This window comes from Chitinophaga polysaccharea (genome assembly GCF_007829335.1).
GTDB classification, from domain to species: domain Bacteria; phylum Bacteroidota; class Bacteroidia; order Chitinophagales; family Chitinophagaceae; genus Chitinophaga; species Chitinophaga polysaccharea_B.
The window spans coordinates 54,637-81,476 of sequence record NZ_VIWO01000008.1 but is presented as its reverse complement, the minus strand read 5'-3'; the positions used below and the strand labels follow the sequence as shown (position 1 = coordinate 81,476).

14 protein-coding genes are annotated in these 26,840 nt (G+C 43.8%); all 14 read left to right on the top strand.

The window, feature by feature from the left end; translation table 11 throughout:
* Positions 1-403: 403 nt before the first annotated feature.
* Positions 404-994 carry an RNA polymerase sigma factor gene (locus FHW36_RS23935; protein ID WP_145672876.1) on the top strand — a complete coding sequence of 197 codons (591 nt, stop codon included), beginning with the start codon at positions 404-406 and terminating at the stop codon, positions 992-994.
* A gap of 117 nt (positions 995-1,111) precedes the next feature.
* Positions 1,112-2,275, top strand: a complete 1,164-nt coding sequence (locus FHW36_RS23930) for a FecR family protein (RefSeq protein ID WP_145672875.1) — start codon at positions 1,112-1,114, stop codon at positions 2,273-2,275.
* Positions 2,276-2,657: 382 nt separating this feature from the next.
* Positions 2,658-6,005: a SusC/RagA family TonB-linked outer membrane protein gene (locus tag FHW36_RS23925; protein WP_186452579.1), complete on the top strand. Its 3,348-nt coding sequence runs from the start codon at positions 2,658-2,660 to the stop codon at positions 6,003-6,005.
* Positions 6,006-6,017: 12 nt separating this feature from the next.
* Positions 6,018-7,757 (top strand): RagB/SusD family nutrient uptake outer membrane protein, encoded by a 1,740-nt coding sequence (locus FHW36_RS23920; RefSeq protein ID WP_145672871.1) that lies wholly within the window; start codon positions 6,018-6,020, stop codon positions 7,755-7,757.
* Between the two features lie 364 nt (positions 7,758-8,121).
* Positions 8,122-10,572, top strand: a complete 2,451-nt coding sequence (locus FHW36_RS23915) for a beta-galactosidase (protein WP_222429164.1) — start codon at positions 8,122-8,124, stop codon at positions 10,570-10,572.
* A 1,020-nt stretch (positions 10,573-11,592) separates the two neighbouring features.
* Positions 11,593-14,571, top strand: a complete 2,979-nt coding sequence (locus FHW36_RS23910) for a SusC/RagA family TonB-linked outer membrane protein (protein ID WP_145672859.1) — start codon at positions 11,593-11,595, stop codon at positions 14,569-14,571.
* 52 nt (positions 14,572-14,623) lie between these two features.
* Complete coding sequence (locus FHW36_RS23905; RefSeq protein ID WP_145672857.1) at positions 14,624-16,147, top strand: RagB/SusD family nutrient uptake outer membrane protein; 1,524 nt, start codon at positions 14,624-14,626, stop codon at positions 16,145-16,147.
* A 12-nt stretch (positions 16,148-16,159) separates the two neighbouring features.
* Complete coding sequence (locus FHW36_RS23900; protein WP_145672855.1) at positions 16,160-16,816, top strand: fasciclin domain-containing protein; 657 nt, start codon at positions 16,160-16,162, stop codon at positions 16,814-16,816.
* 79 nt (positions 16,817-16,895) lie between these two features.
* Positions 16,896-17,855 (top strand): DUF5007 domain-containing protein, encoded by a 960-nt coding sequence (locus FHW36_RS23895; protein ID WP_186452578.1) that lies wholly within the window; start codon positions 16,896-16,898, stop codon positions 17,853-17,855.
* 50 nt (positions 17,856-17,905) lie between these two features.
* The gene (locus tag FHW36_RS23890; RefSeq protein WP_222429163.1) at positions 17,906-21,019 is read left to right on the top strand and encodes a SusC/RagA family TonB-linked outer membrane protein; all 3,114 of its coding nucleotides are present in this window, start codon (positions 17,906-17,908) and stop codon (positions 21,017-21,019) included.
* A 39-nt stretch (positions 21,020-21,058) separates the two neighbouring features.
* Positions 21,059-22,573 carry a RagB/SusD family nutrient uptake outer membrane protein gene (locus FHW36_RS23885; protein WP_145672848.1) on the top strand — a complete coding sequence of 505 codons (1,515 nt, stop codon included), beginning with the start codon at positions 21,059-21,061 and terminating at the stop codon, positions 22,571-22,573.
* 6 nt (positions 22,574-22,579) lie between these two features.
* Positions 22,580-23,287: a fasciclin domain-containing protein gene (locus tag FHW36_RS23880; protein ID WP_145672846.1), complete on the top strand. Its 708-nt coding sequence runs from the start codon at positions 22,580-22,582 to the stop codon at positions 23,285-23,287.
* Between the two features lie 32 nt (positions 23,288-23,319).
* The gene (locus FHW36_RS23875) at positions 23,320-24,900 is read left to right on the top strand and encodes a DUF5008 domain-containing protein (RefSeq protein WP_145672844.1); all 1,581 of its coding nucleotides are present in this window, start codon (positions 23,320-23,322) and stop codon (positions 24,898-24,900) included.
* Between the two features lie 32 nt (positions 24,901-24,932).
* Positions 24,933-26,663, top strand: coding sequence for an alkaline phosphatase family protein (locus tag FHW36_RS23870; protein WP_145672842.1), 1,731 nt, complete (start codon positions 24,933-24,935; stop codon positions 26,661-26,663).
* Positions 26,664-26,840: the final 177 nt, after the last annotated feature.

Below are 26,840 nucleotides of genomic sequence, written 5' to 3'. Positions count from 1 at the left end.
TAATAATCAGCTAAGAAGTAGGGGTTATTCAGAATAAGTCCAGAATTAATCTTGGTAATTTTGTTTATTATGAACTTTAAAAATTGAAATGACATTTATAGGTATTGGACCTCATTTGGCTAAGGGACCGTTTTTAAAAAATATCACGCCCGATATCAATAGGGAGCGCCATTGGATAATATACTACCATTTGATGATAAATTTGACTTAGTTTTTCATTTCCAACAGCTCGATATTTACACACTTAATCCTTACCGGTTATTTATATAGCTTATTTTTTAATCCTGCTTATTTTAGAAATAGTATTATAAAGTCCTAAAGGAACCTTTTTATTTAAATAGGACATTCGGTGTTTAGTCCCATTCAACTATTTTTATGATATCAGTGAACTCAAAATTTTAAGATGGAGCAGGTACTTGAAAATGAGGAGTTGATATTGAAAGAAGTCGCAGCTGGTAATAGGGCCGCGTACTCAAGTTTGTATCGACATTATTTCTTCCGGTTAAACCGGTTTGTACAGTTTTTTTGCCAGAACCAGGAAGATACAGAGGAGATAATACAGGATTGCTTTTTAAAAATATGGGAAAGGAGAGAGACTTTAGTGAATATCCGGTCTTTTGAAAACTACCTGTTCCGCATGGCCCAAAACAGGTTATTTGATATCGCCAAACAGAAAGAGAGACGCCTTAAAGTAATTAAGCATGCGTCTTTAAATATACATAATGAAGATGATGTGGTAGAGAAGGAGGTTATTTTTAACCAGTACCACCAATTAAGCCAAAAGGCCATTGAGCAACTGTCTCCCAGGAAAAGGGAAATTTTTCTTTTGAGTACACAGAAGGGGCTCTCGTTGGATGAAATAGCGGCAATAACTGATTTGTCAAGGGCTGCCGTAAAGAAGAACCTCTATTCTTCCGTTCATTTTATTAAATCTTACCTGCGGTCTTATGCCGACTGGCCGCTGATATTCCTTATAATTTCTCTCTTTTTTTAAATTTTTTTCAGGAAATGGTATCCGGATTTAACTGAGAACAGTCTTACTAATGTAAGAACGTTTTGAAAGCATCATTGGGAGGTATCGTTTCCCCTTTTTTCAACTCTCTACTTTACTATGATGGAGCAAAGGAAAATAATAACGCTTTTAAGAAAATATGCGGCCGGTGTTTTGACTCCGGAAGAAAATGGCCTGTTAAGGGGATGGCTGGAAGAAGTAGATGCTGATACCTTTCATAAGGTATTGGACGAAAGTGGGGTAGAAGAAATGGAACCTGCTCCTGATCTCGAGGCATTTTCTGCAAGAATGGAACGCAGGCTGGATGAAACAGATCGTCCGCTTTTAAGGTTACACGGGTGGAAACGCTGGACTTCAGCAGCAGCGGCTATTCTATTGCTGCTCGCGGTGGGGTATTATTTTGCAGGGAAGACAAATAAACAGCAAGAAACTGTGATGATTGCTAAAGCCGATAATCAGCCTGGTTCCAATAAAGCAATACTGAAACTTTCCAATGGAAGGGTGGTCCCCTTAGATGAGAGTACAGGTCATGTGTTTGGCAAACAAACAGAAAACGCTATCATCGGCAAGGACAGTGGAACGATAGAATATATAGCTGGTCAGTCGGCGCCGCCAACAGTGGCGTATCATACCCTGATTACTCCCAAAGGTGGACAATATAAGGTTATTCTGCCTGACGGAACCAAAGTGTGGCTGAATGCAGCTTCCTCTTTATATTATCCGACGGCATTTACTGGCGCAGAAAGAGAGGTAGTCCTGACAGGAGAAGCTTATTTTGAGGTGGTACAACAGGCCGCTCATCCTTTCAAGGTAAAGGTAGGGGGGATCGTAGTAAATGTTCTGGGTACCAGTTTCAACATTTGTGCTTATAAGGAAGAAAAACAGATCCTGACTACATTGGTGGACGGTGCTGTTAAACTGCAATCCAATCAGGCAGCGGTGATGCTCAAACCGGGTCAGGAAGCTAACTATGAAGAGGGGGCAACTGAGTTCACGAAAAAAGAAGTTGATGCAGATATCGCTATCGCATGGACAAAAGGACTGTTCCGGTTTGAGAATGATGATATCGTCACCATTACCAGGAAAATTGCCAGATGGTATGATGTGGAAGTGCAATTTGAGGGCAAAATGCCCACCCGGAAGTTTATTGGAGTGCTGAGTCGTCAGGAGGCTTTGTCAACCGTACTAAAAATATTGGAAGGAACAGACGTTCATTTCCGTCAGGAGGGTAAAAAACTGATTGTGACATCCAAATCTCATTAAATTATAGTATTCCGCCAATTTAAAACCACCACAGTTCTCACTTTTAAACAACATCAAAATTTATAATGAAGTAAAAAGCACCTGAGTACAAATAACAAAAAAACCGGGAAGCGGCCTAATGCTCCCGGTTGGTTTTGTAATATTCTACAATCGCTCTAAACAATTGTTTTCAATTACCTAACAATGCAAATTTATGTTATTTATTGATTTTCGCAAGGGCACGCGAACGGGTCCCCTATGCTTCACTCTTACAGGTAATACAGGCGATCAATTTACAAGAGAAAGTTCCACGATTAAGAAGACCACGGGAATGAAGAAAAATTGGAGAGGAATAAGTAAAGTAAGCCGTATGCGCCCTTGCCAAGCCAAAATCTTTTCAGTAATGAAATGGACAGCTGTTTTTATGTTGGCAGCCTGTTTACAGGTAAGCGCAAAGGGCTTTTCGCAAGAAATAACCTTGTCTGTTGAGAAGGTACCTCTCAAAAAAGTATTCCTGCAATTGCAGCAACAAACCGGCTATTATTTTCTGTGCGATCTGGATTTGCTATCCAAAGATGATCTTGTATCGATTCATGTAGAAAAAGGCAGTATTGATAAAGTGCTTAGCCTTTGTTTTCCATCAAATAATTACACTTATTCGGTGGTGGAAAAAACAATTCTGATCAAAAAGAAGGAAGCTCCGTCAGTAGCAACTCCGAAAGATTCATTACCGGTGTTGCGGGGTGTTGTTACCGGTGGAAAAGGTGCGCCAATACCGGGTGTTACGGTAAAGGTCAAAGGGTCTTCCAAAGGTACGGTGACCAATGGAAACGGCGAATATGCCTTATCAGGTGTACCACCTGAAAGCGTGATCACTTTTACTTTCATTGGTATGAAAACGGTGGAAGCGAAGTTGGAGGGTAAACGGGCACTGGATATTATCATGGAAGAAAATGTGGTAGGGATGAATGAAATAGTAGCAGTGGGATATGGTACGCAGAAGAAGATTTCAATGACAGGTGCTATATCCACTATTCAGGCGAAGGACATGGACAAAATACCTGCGTCTAACTTATCTAACGTATTGGCAGGACGGCTTGCTGGTATGTATGTGAGGTCTTCCACCGGCGCACCTGGTACGGGATCTAGTGTCAGGGTACGCGCCTCTGCCTCCTGGAATGCCAGTGACCCCTTGTATGTTATCGACGGTATTGTCAGAGATAAAACCAGTTTTGATGCATTAGATCCAAATGAGGTAGACCAGATCAGTGTACTGAAAGACGCTGCTTCCGCGGCCGTATATGGCTCGAGAGCCGCAAACGGTGTTATACTCGTAACTACCAAAAAAGGTGTGTCGGGCAAAATGCGAGTTGAGTACAATGCTATTTTCAGCACGGAAAGAGTATCTAGTTATCCAAAGTATATGGATATGAAAACGGCGTTGAAAACTACGCAGTCAGTTGAGGGAGGTATTTCTGATGAAGAAATTGATTGGGTACTGAAGGCTAATCCCGGTGGGATGGCCAATTTTAATGCCGTATACAAGAATCCCAATAGCCAGAAGCACTCCGTAAGCTTATCCGGCGGAAATGATAAGTTTACCTATTATTTCGGAGGGTCTTTCTTCAATGAAAATGGATTCCTGCCTAATGTCTGGTATAAAAAATATAATCTCCGTTCCAATATTTCCTCCAAAATAACAAAAGACCTTACAGTGAGTCTGAATCTGGCCAATACTTATGGAACGAGTAACCGGTTTAATTTCCTGGATGACAATAGCGCTGATTTAAGCGGGCTATGGGGAAAACTGTTGTATTGGGATGTATTTTCTATTCCTTATGTGGATGGAAAGCCCGTTAACCCGGGATGGGTAGGGAATCTGCCTGAAATGATGAAGAACAGTGGTTATATGAGAAATAATGACCAGCATGTGGATGCGTTAATCAAGGTGGACTATAACGTACCTTTTGTACAAGGACTCTCCTTACACACTTCCTACAGCAGGAATATCGATAATAATTTTGTGAAGGAATTTGGACAAAAACAGACCCTTTATAATTTCAAACGTACCGGGCCTAACAGTCGGATTGTGACGGATGAGATAATCGGCACCGTGAAAAGCGGTAACCCGGTATTGGAGTATATCAGTAATGAATATACGAAATCAGATGCTTACCAGTTTAATACGCAGATCAACTATGACAGGCATTTTGGCAAGCACTATATAGGGGCTACAGCCGTTTATGAGCAATATGAATATCAGAGCTACTATTTTGGTGCATCCAGAAATAACTTCCCGCTTTTTCCTGTTGATCAGTTTTTTGCTGCCAGCAAGAATAACAGTGATTGGGGCACAACCGGTAAAGAAGGACAGGATGCCCGTTTATCTTATATAGGAAGATTGATCTATGAGTATGGTGGTAAATATTTTTTCTCCAGCTCAGTTAGAAGAGATGGCTCTATTAAGTTTGCTCCTGACCAGCGTTGGGGTTGGTTTCCATCCGTTTCTGGCGGTTGGCTGGCTTCAGAGGAAAGCTGGTATAAGTCTTCCAACCTTTTCAAAACCGTTAATATGATCAAACTCCGTGGTTCCTATGGTATTACGGGCGATGATGGTATTGGTGGCTGGAAATGGGTGGACCAATATAATATCCAGACAAGTACTTTTTACGTAGGTAACCCTGCTAATGCTATGCCGCGGCTCAGTTATGGCGGTATTCCCACCTCTTCCCTTACCTGGGAAAAATCAAAATCGGTGAATATTGGCGTTGATCTGAGGATACTGGATCAATTGAGTTTCACTACTGAACTATGGAAAAAGCATACTTATGAAATTCTGGGGGAGCGGGCATTGGTACTGCCTTCAGAATTTGGCGGCAAACTACCTGCGAGCAATTATGGAATAGGGGATGCTAAAGGGATTGACTTTGAATTGGGATTTACTAGTAACCCATCAAAAGCATTTACTTATAACATCAAAGGAACATTTGGTTTAGCCACCACTAAAACCATTCTTAAAGACCATGCCACCAATGTGCAGCCTTATGATAATCCGGAAGGCAAAACTTCTTCCTACGGTACCGGTTACCAGGCCACTGGCATTCTCCGGTCTCAGGCAGATATTGATAAACTGCCTGCAAACTACACCATATTAGGCGCCAAACCTGAGCTGGGTATGATGAATTTTGAAGATATCAGTGGGCCCGATGGAAAACCTGACGGGAAAATAGATTCCTATGATAAAAAGGTGATCGGAAATTACATGGGACCCGATAAGGCGCCCGTATCTTTTGGACTCCTGCTGAACTTCAACTATAAAGGATTTACGCTGGATATGCTTTTTGCTGGCACGGCAGGATTTAATTTGACTTACAACGATGCATGGGGCAGAAGCCTAGGAGGCGGCGGAAAAATTCCAATTTATCATGAAGATGCCTGGTCATCCACCAACCCTGGAGGTAGTACACCGAAATTGTATACAGGGGGAGATGCGAGAGCCAATGGTTACAAGGAAGTATCCACCTATAATACCTACCGGGCTGATTTTGTACGAATGAAATACCTGAACCTGGGTTATAATATTCCTAAATCGGTATTGAGGATTACGGGTATCAGTAATATCCAGGTGTATGCTTCTGGTACCAACCTTTTCTATCTGTCCAAATTTAAATTCTATGATCCTGAAATAGGAGGCTTTACCAGCTACCCTATCATGAAGAATTTTGTTTTAGGATTTAATGTTCAGTTCTAACAATAGTCAAAGATGAAGAGATTATTCATACTACCTATCATAATAGCGGCTACAGGTTGCTTTAGCGGATGTACAAAAATTCTGGATAAACAGAACCTTACCGCTGTTTCTCCCTCCGATGTATGGACCAACGCCAGTATTGCCCGCGCATACCTGGATGATATCTACGCCAATTTAATGCCGGGTAATCCTGGCGGCAGCGCTAACGGAACTGATGAAGGGGTGCCTTATCGAAAGCAAACAGATGATTGGTTGACCGGGATGGCTACCTTTGATTCCAACGACGGCTTTGGCGTGTACGACAAGATCCGCACCATCAATATGCTGCTGGATAATATTGACAAGGCTACTTTTGATCAGACTTCCCGCAACCAGATTAAAGCACAGTCGCTTTTTTGGAGAGCATGGGCTTATTATGGCCTGGTGAAAAATTACGGAGGAGTACCGTTGATCCTGACGGCGCAGGCGCCTACGCAGGATCTCACAGCGCTGGCCATGCCAAGAAGTAAAACATCTGAGTGTGTTACGCAGATTATTAAAGACCTGGACGATGCCATTACGCTCCTGCCAGATGCATGGACCAGTGGAGATATTGGCAGGATCGATAAGGGGGCCGCAATGGCGTTTAAAGGACGTGTGCTGCTGTTCTTCGCCAGCCCGCTGTTTAATCCCTCCAATGATCCCGCAAAGTGGCAAAAAGCCTACGACGCTACTAAAGCAGCCAAAGAATACCTGGAAGGGCAGGGTAAGGGATTATACAGCGACTATAGTAAGATCTGGGATGATGAACTCAACAAAGAAGCGATCATGGTGAGACGATTCCACTATCCTGAAGCAGTATATTATCAGGGTGGCCTTATCCCGCTCGATTTTTCCGGTGGAAATGTTGGCCAGGACCGTCCTTCTCTGGAACTGGTAAACGCCTTTCCTATGAAAGATGGTAGTGCCTGGAATCCGGCGACCATGTCATACGATACCTTATTTCGCAACCGGGACGACAGATTTTATGCCAGTATCTACTATAATGGTTCTCCTAATCAATATGCGAAGGGAATGAAGGACCATAATACCTATCTGTGGATGTATTTTTTAAGTATCAGCAATTACTCCGGCAATACCGGCCTGGAAGGATCACATAATCAGGTAACCCAGGATCCACTTTGGTCAAATTCCAGTTTTTACAGAGTAAAGGCGATTGACAAAACAGTTGACAAGGATAATGTTCAAAATGCAGCTGTAGACTGGCCGGAGATAAGATTTGCAGAGGTGCTGATGAACTACGGTGAATGTGCCAATGAACTGAATAAATCAAATGAAGCATTAGACGTATTATACAAAATCCGCGCCCGGGCAGGCATCCTGGCGGGAGCCGGCAGCCGGTATGGCATCACAGCTGTTGGGCAGAATGATATCAGAACAGCGTATCAAAATGAAAGGTTCATTGAATTCTGTTTTGAAGGCAGAAGATGGGACGATCTCAGACGCTGGAAAATGTTCGGATATCTACGCAATCTCCGTCAACGCCATGGACTGGCGTATCTGCTAAAACCAGGTGAAAAAGATGTACAGCCTATGGATGATATCAATAAGGTATATAAGAAATTTATCATCACCGCCATAGCCACTGATAAAATGGATATTGTTATTAAAGATCAATACTATATCTACGGCATTCCTAAATCCCGTTTGGATAGAAATGCAAAACTGCAACAGAATAATAACTGGGGCGGTACTTTTGATCCGCAATTGTAAAGAATGTACAAGCCAAGTCAGTTGCCCGGGATGCAATCTTAATAGTATAGAACACGGAACGGTTCAAAGAAGAAATGAAATTACAGTAAAACAACTACTGCCTGGAGCAAAAAAATAAAAATATCTGGTGGATGTATGTTGTTAATACAGATGGCTCTTTAGGTCAGAAGAGAATTATAGGGCGTACCAGGACAAGTTAATATAAGAGTTTTGTTAGATCGGTTAATTTTTGATGGCAGCTTACCCACGTTATTATAACTGGGTAAGCTTTTTTTTGATCCTGAAATCGTTTCAAATAATGTTTATGTCAATTTTTATTTATAGCAGCGCGTTGCTGCTACGTATTACTAATACATCGCTTCTTGTGGCAATCTTATTTTTGGGCGGCTATGTATTGGCCCCTTTGCAAGGCAATACTCAGAGCCTGCCTCCTGTAAAGTATTTCCCTCATCCGGAGAGAATCCGTTATGACGGGGATTGTATGACGATTGAGAATAAGGATGTATTTATCTATAGTGCCGCTTTCCATTATTTCAGAACCCCCAAGGAATTATGGCGTGACCGGTTCCGCAAAATTAAGGCGGCAGGCTTCAATACCGTAGAAACCTATATTCCCTGGAACTGGCATGAGCGGGTAGCGCCGGCTTCTACTGCCGATCAGTCAAAGTTTGATTTCTCAGATCTCAGCGCCTGGTTGAAGATGGCACAGGAAGAGTTCGGATTTTATACCATCGTTAGGCCCGGGCCATTTATTTGTGCGGAGTGGTCAGGCGGTGCATATCCGCGCTGGCTGGCCATGTATGGCCCCGGTAAAGGTGGTTTTTGGTTAAGAAGTGCAAGCCCTGAGCACATTAAATGGTGCATTCATTGGTTTGATGCAGTCTGCAAATTTTTGGCCAAAGAGCAATTGACCCGAAAGCCAAAAGGGAGTAAGGGAATCATTATGCTACAGATTGAGAATGAATATGATGCGGATGGTAGCAAAGATAAGGAGGTTTTTCTGAAGGCCTTGTATCGTTCTGCAAAACGTAATAGCATAGATGTGCCGGTATTTACTTGTCTTACTCACCAATGCCGTGGCAGTAAAGATCCTGAGCTTTCGCAGGTATTTGATTGTGATAATTATTATACTGATCAGAACGGCGCTATGGGGTGTGCACATAGAATGGTATCTCTCCGGAACAGGCAACCAGATGCTCCTGGTTTTGTAACGGAGATGCAGGGTGGATGGTTTTCAACGGTTACCGGTAGACTCAGTGAAGAACACTTCTCCGATGTAAGACATTTTAATGCTATTTCCTTAATGACATTATTAGGTGGCGGTACGGGTATCAACTATTATATGTTTGTTGGCGGTACCCATTTTGCCGGCTGGGGAGCGAGAGGAATGACCACCACCTATGATTATAACGCTGCCATTGGGGAGAGCGGCATCTGCAGTCCAAAATATTATGCAGCTACATCCATCGGAAATTTCATTCGCCAGTATGAACAACCACTGCTCAGATCCAAAGGAGGCCCTTGTAACATACAAGGGGTTCCCAAAAATATTACGGGTGGTATCCGTATTGCACCAGATGGTACAAAGTTCATCTTCCTGAATAACAGCGATGCCAAATCCGGCTACAACGGACAGGCAGACATTGTGCCGGGTAGCATTGCAAAAGCAACCGAACCTATTTATAACATTGATCAGAATGGACAACATATCCGTATGAAAACAGCGGATGGCAATACCGCAGCAGACAGCCTGAGGCTCGACAACATATCCATCGCCTGCCACCTGGAACCGCTTGGCGCGAAGGTATTAGTAATTCCTCCCGGCGCTGCACCTCAGAATGGTAAATGGTATCCCGAGACTTTATCCGCCAACGGTTCCCAACTGCCTTCCCCCGAGCCGGTAAGAATTTCCACTGTGAAAAAATTGGATGATCCGCTTAACAGGGCCAGGTGGAAAGCATTGCAGGAAGGCGTATCATTGACACAATTGGGCATCAACGATTTCAGATATAGTCTCTACAGATGTAAAGTGAAGCTGGATGATCAGCAGGTAAAAAATGAACGATACCTGCTCTTCAATATGTTCACCCGCGATATTGTTACCGTTTCGGTAAATGGCAAACCAGCGAAGCGTTTGTTCCCTGAAAAAGCAGATGCGCAAACCTGGCTCACCCGTGGCTGCTATGACAGGATAAAGCCCGATGAGTATGACAACCGATTTGATGTAACAGCTCTCCTGAAACCAGGAAGCAATGAAATAAATGTGGTGTATGAAGATCTTGGGCATGCGCATGGTTATGTGCCCATGGAGGAGCTGGCAGGCATCCGTAAAGCCGGGTTATCCTCCACTGATACCACGCTCACCCATCCGTTAAAATGGGAATATGCAGCGGATGTAGCAGGTATTTCACAGGGATACCTGTTGCCGTCTTACATCCCTGCCGGTTGGGAAACAGTATCACTGGACACCGTTACGGAGATCCCGCGTAAAGGCAATTATATTCAACCAAAGGAACCAATGCATGGGCTCTTTACCTGGTACAGAATTGAATTCGCTTTACCAGCAGATATAGCTGCAGTGGAAAGTTCGTGGCTGGCTCGTATCAGCGCTTCCGGCAATGGGTATATGTGGCTTAATGGTCATAATATTGGCAGACATTGGGAAGCAGGTCCGCAGCGTGAATTCTATCTACCTGGCTGCTGGCTGAATTTTGGGCCCGCCCGCAAAAATGTATTGGTGATGGGACTGCGGCAAACACAAAGTGGCGCGTTCCTGAAAGCCATGGAAATTCGCTCTTATACAGCAAATAAATAAAAGTATGGTGTTTAGCCTGCTCTCTACTTTGTCGTTTTCTCAAAGTCAGGGAAAATTGCTTGATCTCAGGGGGCCTGATGGGCAGTTGAAAATTTTATTTTCCAGCTGCAGGAATTGCTAAACCCGGTGAAAGCCAGGGAACAGTTTGGGATTGACGAATTAAAGGAGCAGCCGTGAATGTATTTAGATCAAAATGCCGGAGCTGATTTTAGCTCCGGTTTTTTATGTGCCATACGTTTCCGTGATATCATCAACATACAATAGATGGTTAAGTAACAGATTATTTTATCAAGAAAAGAATTTCATTTTAATGCAAAAAAAGCACGTGTTTATGTTAAGATGTTGTGAGCAGAGATTGTTTTAATAACATAATTTTATGTCGTTGTAATTCCCGTTATATACATGTAGTATCGACTGTAGTAGTTTTTAAGATTGGAAAAGGTATATTGGGCCTGACGTTGATGCGAAGGGATTTGTTTTGTCAATTCCAGTTTGACTATTGCTGGAAGTGATGGTTTTTGCCTTATTTATTAACTATGATAAACCAATGCTTATTATCGTTTGGTATGCTTATTAGTGTATGAGAAGATGGATATTTAAATAGCACGCTTTGTCGGATATAGACACTCCTGGAGTGTTGGGTCAGTCAACCAATGTCAGAAAGAAAGTTACATATATAATCAATTGCAGCCCCGTAAAATCCATTTTTACGTGAAGTGAAGTGACTGAAGCGAAAATTTTATTGCGAATAGCAGACCACGCATTGTTAGATGTGCTGGCAGTTGCCCGTTTTGTGTGAATTAATGAAAAATAACTTATGAAAACAAACCGTACCCACTTTCATCTTCGCGATGAACAACCAGTTTTTTTGATAAATAATGATTCCCGATGTTGGCTTCCCTGGTGGCGCCATTAGCTATAGCATTATTATAATTCCAGGAACCTTTTTTAAGAAGATAGTTTTATGCAGGTTGTCGTCTATTGCTACGATGCCTGTATTACTTTAATTAAATATTGTTTATGCTTTTACCTGTACGTATTTCTTTTACGTGCCTGCTATCGCTATGTCTGCAAAGTACCTTATATGGATGGAGTGGCGGTTCGCGTACGATACCAGGCATCAGGGATGCTGTATCTGCTTCAATAGATACTGCAGATGTACCAACGGTAACGGAGTCCCCGGCTATAAAAACATCTTCGTCAATAGTCATCCGGCTAGATAGCACCAATTCCAGGTTAAATTTTCTTCCTTTTCCGGCTATACAACAATTGCTGAAGGGGAATGTTGCTGGCTTGTATGTACGGGAGCCTTCCGGAGAGCCCGGAACTGCTATTGATATGCTGATACGGGGAAGTGCTGTACCCTTTACCAACCCGAAGGATGTTTATGAATCTCAGCCCCTGGTGGTATTGGATGGCATACCATTAGTATCGCCTCATCCTTTTGTTTATGATATTCAGAAATACAATTACGTAAGATTGGGTACAGCAACAGACATCCTTAATCGTATAGACGTAAACGATATAGCATCTGTCAGGGTTATTAAAGATGCCGCCGATCTATCCATATATGGGCCAAGAGCAGTGAACGGTGTAATAGAAATTAATACCAGGCAGGCATCTTTAAAGCGTAGTAGCATTTCTGTTAATAGTTGGTTCGGATTTGCACAGAAGCCGCATATTAACACGATGAATGCAGCAACAGAAAATATTTTCCGTGGCAGGTTTTATGACAAATATGGTAGCGCCGCAGATTTTAAGAAGTATCCATCTTACCTGCGTGATTCTACCAATCCTGCATATTATGGTCCTGCAAACTGGACAGACCTGTATTATCATAATGCGGCAGTCCGTGGTATTAATGCCAATATAAGCGGAGGTTATCCCCGTGCCAATTTCCGGTTTAGTATTGGCAACGTACGTAACGCAAATCCGGCAGATAATACCAGGATGGACAGGTATACCGCTAATTTTTCTATTAACATGATGCCGCTGAAGTGGCTAACGATGTCAACCATGCTGAACGGCGCCATGCTGGAGCGCAAAAGGAACACTTACCTGCGCGACAGGTTCACAGAAATGAGGTACCTCCCCGATCTGACAAACCCATTACCCCCTAATAAAGAGAATTATAGCACCTATCTGGCAGAAGTAAACAAGTCGTATGACAATAACAAGGCAAACGCATTTGCCGGATTCTTCAGGCTGAAAGCGGATGTTACCAAGACCTTTAATATTACTTCACAGGTATCCTTTGACTACAATGAAGATATGAGAGATGTCTTCTATCCGGGAACATTGCTGGAGACCAACAACTTTGCATCCAACTTCGCGGGTTATGGACAACGCGTTATCTTCGACAACGCGATTCATTTTGTAGCTCCGAGCGAAAAGCAACACTCACTAAAGTTCGATGCCGGGTATTCCCTGCAGTTTGATCAAAACAAGTATAACTATATCTATGCTTATAAAGGCCCTAATGACCTGATTAAGATTAATCAGCTTACTCAGAATGATGATGGGTCCCTGACGCCCAAATCATTCCTGTATCAGTTGGTCTATAAATACCTTGATAAGGAACGACAAAGACTGGCGTCATTGTATGGCCGCCTGAGCTATAGCTTTATGGAACAGTTGGAAGTGTCGCTGTTATTGCGTTCAGACGCATCGTCCAATATGCAGGGAGCCTCCCGGTGGTTTATGTCGCCTACCGCCGGCGTAAAATGGGAAATGAAACCGGCATTGTTTGGTAGCTGTCCGTTGATAAACCATGCTACCCTTTCTGCAGGATGGGGCCGGATAGGCCGGTTGCTTACTTACGACAGATTCGCCCAGGGGGCACAGTATACTGTTGATATGGGCTGGACAAATGAACCCGTTATTAGTTCTTACGGCGGCATTTCCGCGTTGATGCGTCCGTATACGTATGGTTATATCGGTAACAGCATTTCCTGGCCTTATAGTGACCAGTTCAATGCCGGGTTGGATGCTGTCGTTGCTGGCGGAAAAATCTCCCTTAATATCAGCGGATATAGCAGAACCGACAAAAATATGCTGATTAGTGTACCGGCCTTTTCTGATTATGGATATACCGGTGAGTTTACAAATGGAATGGTGGTAAGAAATGCAGGCGCTGACATCACCGTAACTTACCGGCCATTGAAACCCGGCAGCAGGCTGCAATGGAATAGTTCATTTAACGCCGGCTTTAATCGCAATAAATTGCTGGCCCTGCCGGGTGGATTGCGGCAAATAACCATTGGTGAGCGCCATCTGGAGATAGGAAAAGCGATTGACCAGTTCTGGGTGCTGAAAAATGAGGGTATTTATAACGACAAAAATGAAGTACCTGTAGATCCCCAGACAAATCAACCGTTGAATTACCTGGGGATTCCACTGACCAAAGGGGATCCGAAATGGAAAGACAGGAACAACGATTTTACTATCGATGATAAAGACAAAACCCTTACTGGCCACTACCTGCCAGTCTTCACCGGTGGATGGAGTAACGACTTTACTTACGGCAACTTTAGCATCGGCTTCTCCCTGTATGCGGTATTCGGAAGGACTATCCTGAACAAGAGTATGGCCGACAGATTTGATTTTATTAATAGGGAAAGTACGCTCGACATGAATGCCGTGAAGGAAATTACTTCCTGGTCCAGAACCGGTAATTATTCGAAGTACCCGCTTTATAATCCCTGGAGCAGTGTGGTGCCCTACAGAACAGATCAGGATCTGTTTCTTGAAAACGGTTCCTTCGTAAAGCTCCGAAATGTGATGCTGGGATATGATCTCACTGGTACCGGATGGTGGAAACGACGTAAATGGCTGACTGGAGTCAGAAAATTGTACGTGTATGGTAACGTTGCAAATCTGCTTACAATTACCCGCTATTCCGGACGGGATCCCGAACTGATCAACTTCAACGGGTATGATACGGGCTATGGCCTGCCTATTCCCAGGACTTACACTTTAGGGCTTAAAGTCGAATTGTAAAGCGTACGCCGGTCTTATTAAAACTGATTAATACAGATAAATGATTATTCGGATGAAAATATGTAACAAGACGCTGTTTGCCGGACTATTAATAATATCCCTGCAATGTGCTTGTACAAAGGAACTGAATATTGACTCCACTAAAGCTGTTGGAGACAAGAATTTTTGGACTTCCTATAGAGATACACGTGCCGCATTGATGGGGACCTATGGCTTATTAAGAGCTGCGTTGTCTGACAATGGCTGTTTCTGGATGTATGGAGAGCTGCGGAATGGAGATTTCGTTTCTGTACAACGACCGGATCTCGATGCTATCATCCAGGGCAAACTAAATGCTGCTTATCCTCTTTTCAATGCATTAACCAATTGGAGACGATTTTATGCTGTCATTAATGCATCCAATATATTCCTGGAAAGAGTAGGAGATGTTAAAAAGAACGATCCCAAATACTCAGATCAAAATATGCGTGTAGACATAGGTCAGATAAGGTTTTTACGGGCCTTTGCCTATTTTTATCTCGTTACGGTATGGGGCGATGTTCCTTTTGTTCGGCAGTCGCATGACGGGTCGTTTGAAAACAGGCCCAGGGAAGATAAAGAGAAAATACTTGCTTTCGTAGAGAGTGAAATGTTGGCAGCCGCAGCAGATTTGCCATACAATTACAGCGCTGACGATCCGCAGCAATTAGGCGACTACTATAATGAACCAGGTTCCAGATGGGTGAGCGTGTTGGCCAGGAAACTATCTGTATACGGCGTATTGGCCCATGTGGCTGCCTGGAGAGGAGATTACAGATCGGCGGTTACTTACAGTAAATTTGTGCTGGACAACTACAACAAAAGTGGAATGTATTTTGAGCCTGATACCTATTGGATTTCCGCTGCCAATGGGATGTTCCAGGGGCACAAAACCAACCAGCTTTTTGGTCTTAATTTTGAATTTGATAACCAGGACGCCACCTTTGAAGGGCATATAGAAGATTTTACGCTGGCAGAACCTTTCGTCAGAAAAGCGTTGCCGGATATATTTGTTCCACGGGATTCTATTTTATCTGTTTTTTCCGCGCCTTCAGATCTTCGTTTTTCACTTGATACCCTTACCGGCAAGCCTAACTATACAGACAGGTGGTTTTCCAATTTCAATAGCGACATTCCCATCTTCTGTAAAATCAAAGTGATACAGAAAGGCGGAACAGATCCTTCTTTTCGCTTGTATTCCAGTTGCCTTATTTACACCAGGTTGGAAGAAATAGACTTGTTATATGCAGAATCACTCGCTGTAACAGGCAATACTGATGGGGCCATAGATGCCCTGAATAATATAAGAAGAATTCGAAATGTAAATAGTTTCAAAGCGGGTGGCAACGAGGATCTGATAGATGCAATTTTCCAGGAAAGACGAAAGGAAATGATGGGGGAAGCACACCGATGGTTTGACCTGGTAAGATATAACAAGATTAAACGTAATAATTCTGCTTTTATGAAACTGATCAGCGAAGGCGGGATTTATTGGCCGGTTTCTGCTGATATCCTTCGTCAGAATCCACTCATTAAGCAAAACCCATATTGGAAATAATTATTTGGATCTATGATGACAGTTAAAAACCTATGTGTGCTGATATTGACAATCGTGTTGCTGACTACTGCCTGTAGAAAGGACGGTGGCGATTATAGCTACAGTAATACCCAGCGCTCATTCCCGGGAAACACCTATGAATATCTGAAAAGCAATACCGGTCGGTTTGACTCTTTACTGCTGGTGCTGGACAGGCTTCATTTGTCAGATACGCTGAAAACAGGGAAGTATACACTGTTTGCACCTACTAATACAAGTTTCAGATTTGTATTGGAGAACCTCAACGCTATCCGGAAATCCAGACAACTTCCGCCGGTTTACTTATTACAGGCCGATGTTGCACAACTGGATACCATGATGACAAAGTATATCCTCCGGCAGGTCTTCAACACAAACGATATGAACTATGCGGACGGAATTAGTATGTATACAGTAAAGTATAACTATCCCATGAATGGGCGCCGGAGAACCACAAACGCGGAAGGGCTGATAGGCGGAGGCCCTTCTTATCTTGAGTATAGTGATACCAGGAACTCAAAATATAACCGTGATTGGGTAACCACTACTACTCAATCTGTTAACCTTGTCACTACCACCGGCATAGTGCATGTGCTCAGAGAGGATCACGCTTTTGGATTTGACGAATTCATTCTACGCTTAAATAAATAATAAAATGGGAGTAAATAAATACTTATACATTTTTAGGACAGCAGCGCTTTTTCTGTTGATGGTGTCCTGTAAAAAAAATTTGCCGGAAGATCTTGATTATCTGAGCGACAAAGCGATCTATACTTCTACCACATTTAACCCGGTGCTGGGTAGAACCACATTTTATGCGAACATCTTTAACCCGGGACAATCATCTCTTCCGTTGAATTTCAGCGTTACAAATGTGCGCACCAGCACTGGAAAGTTGACCGATGTATTTAAGGATAGTGTAGATGTATTAGCATGGAAGAGAGGATATACAGGATCGGAAAAGACATTGGATGAGATTCAACAGAAGAGAGGACTGGAGAAGCATCGGTTATGGGAAGTGAGGCCGCACTCAGGAGAATTTGTACTGTGGGCGGCTGCAACAGACCAGTTGTTGGCACATTTGCCTGACTCAGGATACATTTTCGATGTAGAAGTGAACAATTCCGGTGGCCACCGTACTTATAAAGATCTGCGACTGATCCCCTACCGGCAACGGGCATACGAACCTAACCAGTTGGACCCTGTTACGGGCGAGGTAAAAAAGGATGGTAACGGTAACTTACTATATGTAAACCCTACCGTCACTAATATTACCGGGGATGTTAGCGGAAAGTCATTGTCTTCCTCGCAGGTGCGGGTTTATTTTACGAAGAAAGGTGCGGGTAGCAGCCTGACTTTCCGGTTTTTCGACAAAGATTCTCTGGCGATAGATCCCGCGAAGTTTAACCGCACGGTGTGGGACTCCCTTGTTCATGGTTTTAATCCCAGGAAAACGGCAACGGGAGTAACGTACGATGTGGCGTATCCTATTCCGCTGGTTAAATTGAAAACAAGTTTTACGAATAACGACGGTTCCCAGGCCGCAGTAGCATTCACCTACGATCGGCTTGGTATAGCCGGCATCAGGTCTGTGTCTTCTTTGTTGCTCAATTTTAACATTTATGAAAAAGGGGATTGGGAAATAGCCTTTCACTTTTACAACGATACCCCCAGGTTTAGGGATGAGTAGCATCGGGCCGCATCAAATCATATTTTCTAAAACTTAAATGATTTCCTCAGATGAAATTTATCTATACCCGGTTAATAGTGGCTTGTTGCCTTTTGATGTTCTGGCAGACGCTTGCCGCGCAGAATAAGGTGGCCATCAAGGGAGTAGTCAGGGAAGCCACTACAAATGAGAGGATGGTGGGGGTTAGCATTTTGGGCGGCACCCCTCTCAAGCCGGTAGGTGTTACCGGCAGCAGTGGAGAATTCTCCGTATTGGTAGATCCCGGTATGCCATTGGTATTTCGCTTTTTAGGATACTCCGATTTTAAAATAAAGCCTGGTTCCCGGAGAGAGATAGCCGTGCAAATGAGCGTGAATGAAAATAAATTGAATGAAGCAGTAATTGTAGGTTATCAGAAGAAGACGCGTGAATCTGTAACCGGCGCCGCAGTTATAGTAAGTGGTAAAGACCTGCAGGATATACCGGTGTCGAATGTTGAACAACTACTGCAGGGTAAAGTAGCGGGGCTTAATGTCCAGAATAATACGGGCGCCCCCGGTGCGCGTGGCTCTGTAATGCTGCGTGGCTTGTCCACCATCAATGTAACAGGAAAAGGCGATGATGCATTTCTTACACCTACTTCTCCACTTTACATTGTAGACGGCGTGCCTATCCAGGCAAATACCAATTTTGATTACGGATTTCAAACAGCCGGTCCAGGTGTAAGTCCGCTATCCCTTATTCCCCCGGAGGACATTGAAAGCATAGAGGTGCTCAAAGACGCACAGGCCACCTCACTATATGGTTCGCGCGGGGCATACGGTGTGATCATTATTAATACGCATCGTGGTAATTCACCAATACCTGTTGTAAGATATACCGGGAATTTTTTCCTGAACACAGTACCTAAGCTGCGGCCAACCATGGGAGGGAAATCGGAACGGGATTTTCGCCTGGCTGAAATATTCAATTATGGTACGCTGGGAGATATTTACAATATTGCCTACACGCCGCTCCTGGCAGATAGTCTGAATCCCTATTATAACAACAGTACCGACTGGCAAGGGGTTTTTTACCGGAATACGTTTAATCAGACGCATAATGTGGGAATCAGCGGTGGGGATCCTACGTTCAACTACAAAGTTAATCTTGGTTATTATAATGAATCCGGGGTGATCAGAAATACCGGCTTTAGCAGATATTCTCTGAATACGAACATGGAATATAAACCAACAAAGAAGCTCCGTGTTTTTGCCGCGTTATCCTCTTCTCTCGGGCTGAGAAACAAAGGTTCGGGATCGGGGTTGTTACAAAAGGGGGTGGCAACAGATGGTAAGTCTTCGTCTTTACTACCGCCGCCCAGTTACTTCCTTAGTACCAATAGTGCTTTATCGTCGCTTAACACAAAGAATGATAATAAAAGTGGCAACTATCACATCAATCTGGATGTGAACTACGAATTATACAAAGGACTATCACTTTCGTCCAGCCTGGGCTACGATTATGGCACTAATACGGAAGATAACTTTACACCCGCGGCTGCGAACAACGATTTTTCAGAAGCATATGGATATAACGACCGGTCATTTACGCTTTTCAACAGGAATGCCTTGTCTTACTACAAATCAGTTCACGCAACGCATAATTTTTTTCTGTCTTTTTCCAACGAAATATATTCTTCCGCTTCCCAACAGGCCGTGATTCGACAGAAAAAAACACCGAACGATCAGTTCCAGGGTCCATTGGGTGCTGATGGTCTTACCTCCAGGGGAGGTTTGCTGGGGTATAATAAAAATCATGTGGCGTCTTTTGCCGGTATTTTCAGTTACGACTTTAAGAAGAAGTACATTTTTGATTTTAGTTACCGTATGGATGGATCTTCCTCCAGTGGCGTGTCTAACAGGTATTCTGCCAACCCGGCTATGGGATTGCGTTGGAACTTCAACAAAGAGAAGTTTGCAAAAGACCTGTCGTGGCTCACTTTTGGTTCGCTTCGCTTTAGCTGGGGAAGGAACATCGTACCTAATGGTGATATTTTTTCCTCTTCGGGTCAGTATGATCTCAGACAAACCTATAATAATACGCCAAGGATCGGGATCAATTTCGGCACTTTACCCAATCCTTCCCTGAAGCCAACTACCACCAGCCAATATGATATAGGCGTGGAGGTTGGTTTTTTCGACAGCCGGATAGAACTCATATTTGATACCTATTACAAGCAGGTGGATTATCTCACACGCGGAAAACCGTTGCCGGATATAGCCGGATTCGATCAGGTAATCACTAATGAGGTAGGGATGGTCAATTATGGATATGAGCTGAGTCTTACCTTCCGTCCTTTACCAAAGAATAGTGCTTTCCAGTGGACTTTTTCCATCAATGGAGCATTGAATAAAGACGTATTAACACGGTTGCCAGGCAATGAGCGTCAGTTTCTTACCGCCGATAATATCTACCTCCGGGTAGGACGTAATACTTTCAGCAATTACCTGTATCAGAATCAGGGCGTTTACGCTACCAACGATGATGTGCCTTTGGATCCTGCTACAGGTATTTATCTCCATACCGCCGATGGTGTTCCCTTCCACGCAGGTGATGCCAAATTCCGCGACCTGGATGGTAACTATGTTATTTCAGACAATGACCGTGTTATTATGGGAAATAGTATGCCACTGATCACTGGCGGTTTTAGTTCTTATTTCAAGTATAAAAATGTTTCATTGAATATAAATGGCTCATTCACGCTCATCAGAGACATTATTAATAGTGCGCTTGTGGAGCGAATGCAGTTTTTACAGGATCCGTTTAACGGAAAAGCTATTACAGTGCTCCCACCGGATATCACCTACTGGCAAAAGAATGGCGACAACGCCGGCTTCGCGAATGTTTACGATTGGAAGCGCGCGCCACTCACCCAGCCTTACAGGTCTAATCAGAGCCTTTTCCAGGAAACGGGTAGTTATTACAAGCTGAATACAGCGTCTTTGTCTTATACTTTCGACAGGGGACTGACAAAGCATATTGGCTTGAGTTCTGTTAGAGTATATGGGTCAGTCAATAACCTGTTTTCATGGTCGAAATACCGCGGCCCTAACCCGGAGAATGTAACGGATCTGGGGCGTGACCGTTCAGATGGATATCCCGTCCCACATACTTATAACCTGGGCCTGAACGTGGATTTTTAAGTAGAGCGTTGATCATATGTTCCTTCAATTTTTTTAATTATGAAACTAAAATTAACCGCTGTTATATTCCTGAGCATCACCCTTTTTTCTTCGGGATGCAAGAAGTTCCTTACTGTTCAACCGATAGATAAACTATCCGGAAATGCTTATTGGAAGTCAACTTCGGACATTGAATCTTTTATAAGTGATATTTATGGACAATTCCGTGATAAGCTTCAAAGCACCTCTTTTATCGCCGCTTCCGGGGAGCTGAGAGGAGGCCAGGTGAAAATGTCGCCCGAAACAGATAAGAATTATCGTGGCTATATAGATATGTGTGGGCAGAATAACTTGTTGGGTCTGATCGCAGCCAATGCTCCGTGGAATGCGGGGTTCAAATTCGCCAACATGACCCAATGGAAAGATTTTTACCGGGTCATTCAATCGGCAAACATCCTGGAAAAGGAACTTGGCAGAAACCCTATCCCGGGACTTTCAACCAATGATCTCCGTCAGTATGAAGCAGAGGCAGTGTTCATCAGATGCCTCACCTATCTGTTCCTGGTAAGGCTATATGGAGACGTGCCCTATTATACAGAAGCTTATTTAAGTACTCCATTACCCCGAACGGATATGGTGACGGTCATCAATAATTGTATTGCAGAACTGGACAAAGTGAAAGACGACCTTCCATGGACTTACAAAGATCCGGCTAAAAAGGCTGTCAGGGCTACAAAAGGAGGAGCGCTAGCGTTATTGATGTACATGCATTTGTGGAATGCCGGATTTGATAAAGTGAATAAACAGGATCATTTCGGGAAAACGGTTGCATATGGTAAAGAGCTCATTCAAAGTGCTTCCTACAAGTTGCTGCCGATAGATAATTCCCAGCTTATCTTCAAAGGAAGAAGCGAAGAGGGACTGGTGGAAATTGCACAGAATTTCAATTATGGTGAAACGTTATCAAACTATGCGCCTTTTTCGGATATGGTACAGCACTTTCCTTATAAATTCCCGCTATCGGGACATGAATATAGTTTTGGCTACTTCCGCGCGGCTTTTCTTCACATGCTTTATCCTGACGGGCAGGCAGATCGGAGGCGTGATACCTGGTTTGACCAGTCGATGTTTGCAGATAACGGACAATTTCAGTTTATCAAATTTTCGAGCGTTTTTTCGCATGGAGAAGACGTGAACCCGGACAACAATATTATCATCTTTCGGTATGCCACCGCACTTTTGATGACTGCCGAAGCAATGGTGGAAACCGGACGGGCAGACGAAGCAACGGGCCTGCTGAATATGATCCGGGACAGAGCGGGCGCGCCAAGGTATACCGGCCCTGGCGGAGATGATCTACGGCAAGCGGTATACCTGGAACAAGCTAAAGAACTCATGGGAGAAGGGCTGTACTATTTTGATCTAGTTAGAACAGGCCGTGTAATGGACCAGAAATGGTGTTATACCCCTCTGACCGTTGATCAGTTCGCACGTGGCGGATGGACCTGGCCACTTGCCACATCTGTGATGGACAACAACCCTTTGATGACACTGAATAACTATTGGACAAACTGATTTTCCATGAAGAAGACTAATTACCTGAAATATTTTGGCGGATTAATGCTGATAGCATTGATGAATGTATCTTGTAAAAAGGATAATTATTATAAAGATGGAGGAATTACTTCGCCGGTGTTTAACGGAACGGTCATGGACTACTTGCATGCAAAACCGTTTTATTTTGACTCCGTCGAAACAATTGTCAAACTTGCAGGACTTGATTCAATACTCAACAAAGACTCCTTGACATTTTTTGCACCAACCAACCGAAGTGTTTCTAACCTGGTTAGAAATTTTAACAAAAGTCTCTATCTGGTGGGTAAGGACACTATTAAAACACTTGCAGACGTGCCTCAGGCAGTCTGGAAGAAATATATGTCTATGTATATTTTCAGGGGAGTGAACCTGCTGAAAGATTATCCGCAGATTGATTTTGATTTATTGCAGGTGTATGGGGGCCAGAATTACCTTTCTCTTAATAACACCGTCATGAACATCGGCGTTACTTATGCTACCTCCGGCGGTGTTAAGTATGTCGGTTATCGCCAGTTAAATCTGTCGTACGCACCGAATCCTTCAGGCGTAGCGAATTATTTTACGCGGGTTCCGGTGGCTTCCTGTAATATTCAACCCCATCATGCTGCCGTTCATGTGCTGGCAGATAATGACAAGTATTTTGCATTTGATCCGGGGAGTTTTTTTAACGATTACCTGCACTACAAACAATAACAATATCAGCAGACCCTTAGAAGCAACAATATATGAAGAAACATCTCTGTTATATACTGCTCCTGCTGTTGGCATATGGTTGCCGCCAGAAGGAGAATACATTTCAGAACCCTTATGAGGGTGGCAAAGCGCCTTTGGGCATAAAATTTTCGAATGAACCTCCCCCTGTGACGACGGCGCCCCCAGGCGCGATTGTGAGCTTTAAGGTTAGCGGGTTGCTGCCTTATAGGAACCAGGCGGTATTTTCCTTCAATGGGCAACAGGCACAGATAATGGAGCTCGACAGCCAGCATATTAGTGTGAAGGTACCCGATCTGGCAAGTACCGGTAATGTGCAGGTGGTGGTGGGTGACCAGATTTTTTACGGGCCTGTTTTTAATGTAGCAGGTAAAATTGAGCCGGATATTACTTTCCACGTTACCACAGGAACTAACGGCCCTGTAAACAAAATGGAGGAGCTACCGGATGGACGGTTTTTAATGGTAGGCGCATTCACTAATTATGAAAATAAAGGAGTGGTGAATCCCCTGAACGGGATTATCGTCATCAGCCGCAGCGGGGAATTGGATCGTTCTATGCGTTTTGGCTGGGGCGTTAATGGAGCTATATCGGATATCGTGATGCAACCAGACGGTAAAATGATGATTGCCGGTGGATTTTCGGCATTCGACAAGCAACGAAGTGGCATACACAGGATGTTTAATATTTGCCGCCTTAACGCCAATGGATCTCCTGATACCGTCACAGTACAGTCGTTCACTAAAAAGGATACGGTGCCTGCTTTTAACGGAGGCACGGATGACTATATTCAGGCGCTGTTCCAGGATGTGCAGGGAGGAACCATTGCAGTGGGCAATTTTAAGTACTATCTCAGGAAAAGATATGGCGTTTCCACATCAGATCTTCTGAGAGACTCACTGGTTGTTGACAGCATTGAAGCAAGTCAATTGATCCGGTTCAAACAGGATGGCGCTATCGATTCATCGTATCACTATGATCTTGTCGCACATAAGGGGCGACCAGCCACCAATGGCTACATCGCCGGCGCAATAATGCAGCCGGATGGCAAGATCATTCTGTTTGGCAGGTTCAGCAAATATGATGGCATGCCTGTTTTAAATATAGCCCGTATTAACGTGGACGGAAGCCTGGATCCTTCCTTTACGGTGGGAGCTGATAATGCAGTTACCCGCATCACCTATAATACTATAACAAAGCAATACGTTGTTACCGGAGGATTCATCAATTATAACAATAAGAAATTTAATGGGATAGTGTTGGTCGACGAATCTTTCAATCCGGTCGATGGCTTTTCAACCGGCGCGCTGGAGGATGGTAATATCAATTATGGCTTTCAGTTAAATAATGGGTTGATCGTTGCTGCCGGATACTTTGGACGCTATGATAATGTACTGCGTAACGGCTTTATGGTAATAGATAACAAGGGGAAACTGGTTCCAGGCTATAATTCTACCGGTAAATTTGACGGCACTATATCAAATATACTGGAAACAAAAACAGCTAACGGTGATATACAGCTAACGCTGATGGGTAACATTACTACATTTAACACACAACCTATCGGAAATATTACCCGCCTGCTGCTAAAATAACCGTATCGTTTCATTGCTAATATGCTATATACATGAGTCAATATAAAAAAATAGGCAGGCTGTTTTTACCGGTGCTGTTCACCGTCATGGTGGCATGTAACAAAGACGCAAAAATAATGCGCCAGACACCGGGAGGTAATGATACTATTACAAATGATCCGCTTCCGAAGGTCTTGTATGTAATCATTGATGGGGCCAGGGGGGCGTCTGTTAATAAGGTGGCCCCTCCATTTCTGACGTCAATGACAAGTAACGCTATTTATTCCTGGCATTCGCTGACGGATACCTCCGCAGTGCAGGCAACTTCCTGGGCCGATATGCTGACAGGCGTTAGCCGGCAACGGCATAGCGTCAGCACCAATGACTTTTCAGGTAATAACCTGTCTGCTTATCCGTCGGTTACAAAACGGATCAAATCCCGTTTGCCTGACTATCCTGTTAATTTTTTCTGCGCGAAAAAATCGCTGGCGGATTACCTTTCTTCCGGTTCTGATAAAACAGCGTATTTTGAAAATGATGACAAGGCAGTTAAGAATGCTGTATTGGATGCATTGGGGAAAGACACTGCCGGATTAATTATTGCGCACTTCGGAAATGTAGATGCGGCAGGCGCCGCATATGGTTATGATGCCAGTGTTCCACAATACCGCGATGCTATCACGAACATGGATCAGTATATGGGAGAAATGTTGGGGAAACTGCGGCAGCGGAAGAATTTCTCCGGTGAAAAATGGCTGGTAGTGGTTACGTCCAGTATAGGAGGACCATACCCTATTGATCCCCAGGAGGATGATAATACGGCATTCAGCAACCCACGGTTAAATACATTTACCATTATTTATGCTCCCACCTTCCAGCCATTTTTCCTTGACCGCCCGTTTAATGGTACCAGGTTTTCCGGAAGTACCGTTCGCCTCTTTGGCAAGGATAACGCCGTTTTTGCCACGGTACCTGATGCCATTGAGGCCTATAATTTTGGTGATACCACTTCCTTTACGGTGGAATTGAATATTAAAGTAAACCAGCGTCCGGATGGAAGCTATAATTACACCTGGCCTTCCATACTTGGTAAACGTGCTTCTTTCGATCGTGGTGTGCCGGGATGGGTTATGTTCCTGGAACAGAACTACTGGCAGATAAATTTCGGCCAGTCAGGGAAAGGGAATATCCAGGCCAGAGGCGCTGTTATCGGGGATGGAAAGTGGCATAACATTGCAGCGGTAATACTTTCCAGGGATGGAAGGCGATATGCCAGAACCTATACTGATGGCAAGTTTGGTGAGGAAAAAGAGATAACCGGTCAGGGCAATATTAATAGCCCGGCGCCGCTGAGGATAGGTTATCTGCCTGGTTCCGTTAACCAACCGGCCGATGTATACATGGCGGCGGTAAGAATATTCAAATGTGCCATAGATGATGCAACGATAGCCAAGGATGCGGCGGCTATAAGAGTAGATGATAATCATCCCTACGTTGATTTCCTGCTGGGATACTGGCCAGCTACTGATGGCACAGGCGGCATTTTTAAGGATAAATCTGCTCAGGGCCATCCTTTCATATTGCAAGGCGTATCCTCAGGTAATTATAGTTGGGATCCGTTCTCTACGGTATTGCTTCCCCCATCTTCAGCCAACATTCAGACCCTGGTACCAGCCGGCAAAGACATTCCTTTGTTTGTATTATCCTGGCTGAATATCATTCCGGATCCGGCATGGCAAATGGAAGGCAAAGTATGGACTACCGGACAAATAAATGTAAAGTAACCATATCAGCACATCATAGAAATATCTTTAAGTAGAAATATCAATATAAGTAACCCAATCTAAGCCGCCCGGGAATGTGCCTGCATTCCTGGGCGCATATTTGATGAAAAGTAAGGCAGTGGTATCCAATTTGGTTTACCAACAGTCTTATATGATGGCAGAGCTGATGAAGGCAGC

Coding starts and splice junctions, on each gene's coding strand:
- FHW36_RS23875 (WP_145672844.1), top strand. CDS start 23,320: ATGAAGAAACATCTCTGTTATATACTGCTCCTGCTGTTGGCATATGGT.
- FHW36_RS23935 (WP_145672876.1), top strand. CDS start 404: ATGGAGCAGGTACTTGAAAATGAGGAGTTGATATTGAAAGAAGTCGCA.
- FHW36_RS23920 (WP_145672871.1), top strand. CDS start 6,018: ATGAAGAGATTATTCATACTACCTATCATAATAGCGGCTACAGGTTGC.
- FHW36_RS23930 (WP_145672875.1), top strand. CDS start 1,112: ATGATGGAGCAAAGGAAAATAATAACGCTTTTAAGAAAATATGCGGCC.
- FHW36_RS23870 (WP_145672842.1), top strand. CDS start 24,933: ATGAGTCAATATAAAAAAATAGGCAGGCTGTTTTTACCGGTGCTGTTC.
- FHW36_RS23910 (WP_145672859.1), top strand. CDS start 11,593: ATGCTTTTACCTGTACGTATTTCTTTTACGTGCCTGCTATCGCTATGT.
- FHW36_RS23905 (WP_145672857.1), top strand. CDS start 14,624: ATGAAAATATGTAACAAGACGCTGTTTGCCGGACTATTAATAATATCC.
- FHW36_RS23880 (WP_145672846.1), top strand. CDS start 22,580: ATGAAGAAGACTAATTACCTGAAATATTTTGGCGGATTAATGCTGATA.
- FHW36_RS23925 (WP_186452579.1), top strand. CDS start 2,658: ATGAAATGGACAGCTGTTTTTATGTTGGCAGCCTGTTTACAGGTAAGC.
- FHW36_RS23885 (WP_145672848.1), top strand. CDS start 21,059: ATGAAACTAAAATTAACCGCTGTTATATTCCTGAGCATCACCCTTTTT.
- FHW36_RS23900 (WP_145672855.1), top strand. CDS start 16,160: ATGATGACAGTTAAAAACCTATGTGTGCTGATATTGACAATCGTGTTG.
- FHW36_RS23890 (WP_222429163.1), top strand. CDS start 17,906: ATGAAATTTATCTATACCCGGTTAATAGTGGCTTGTTGCCTTTTGATG.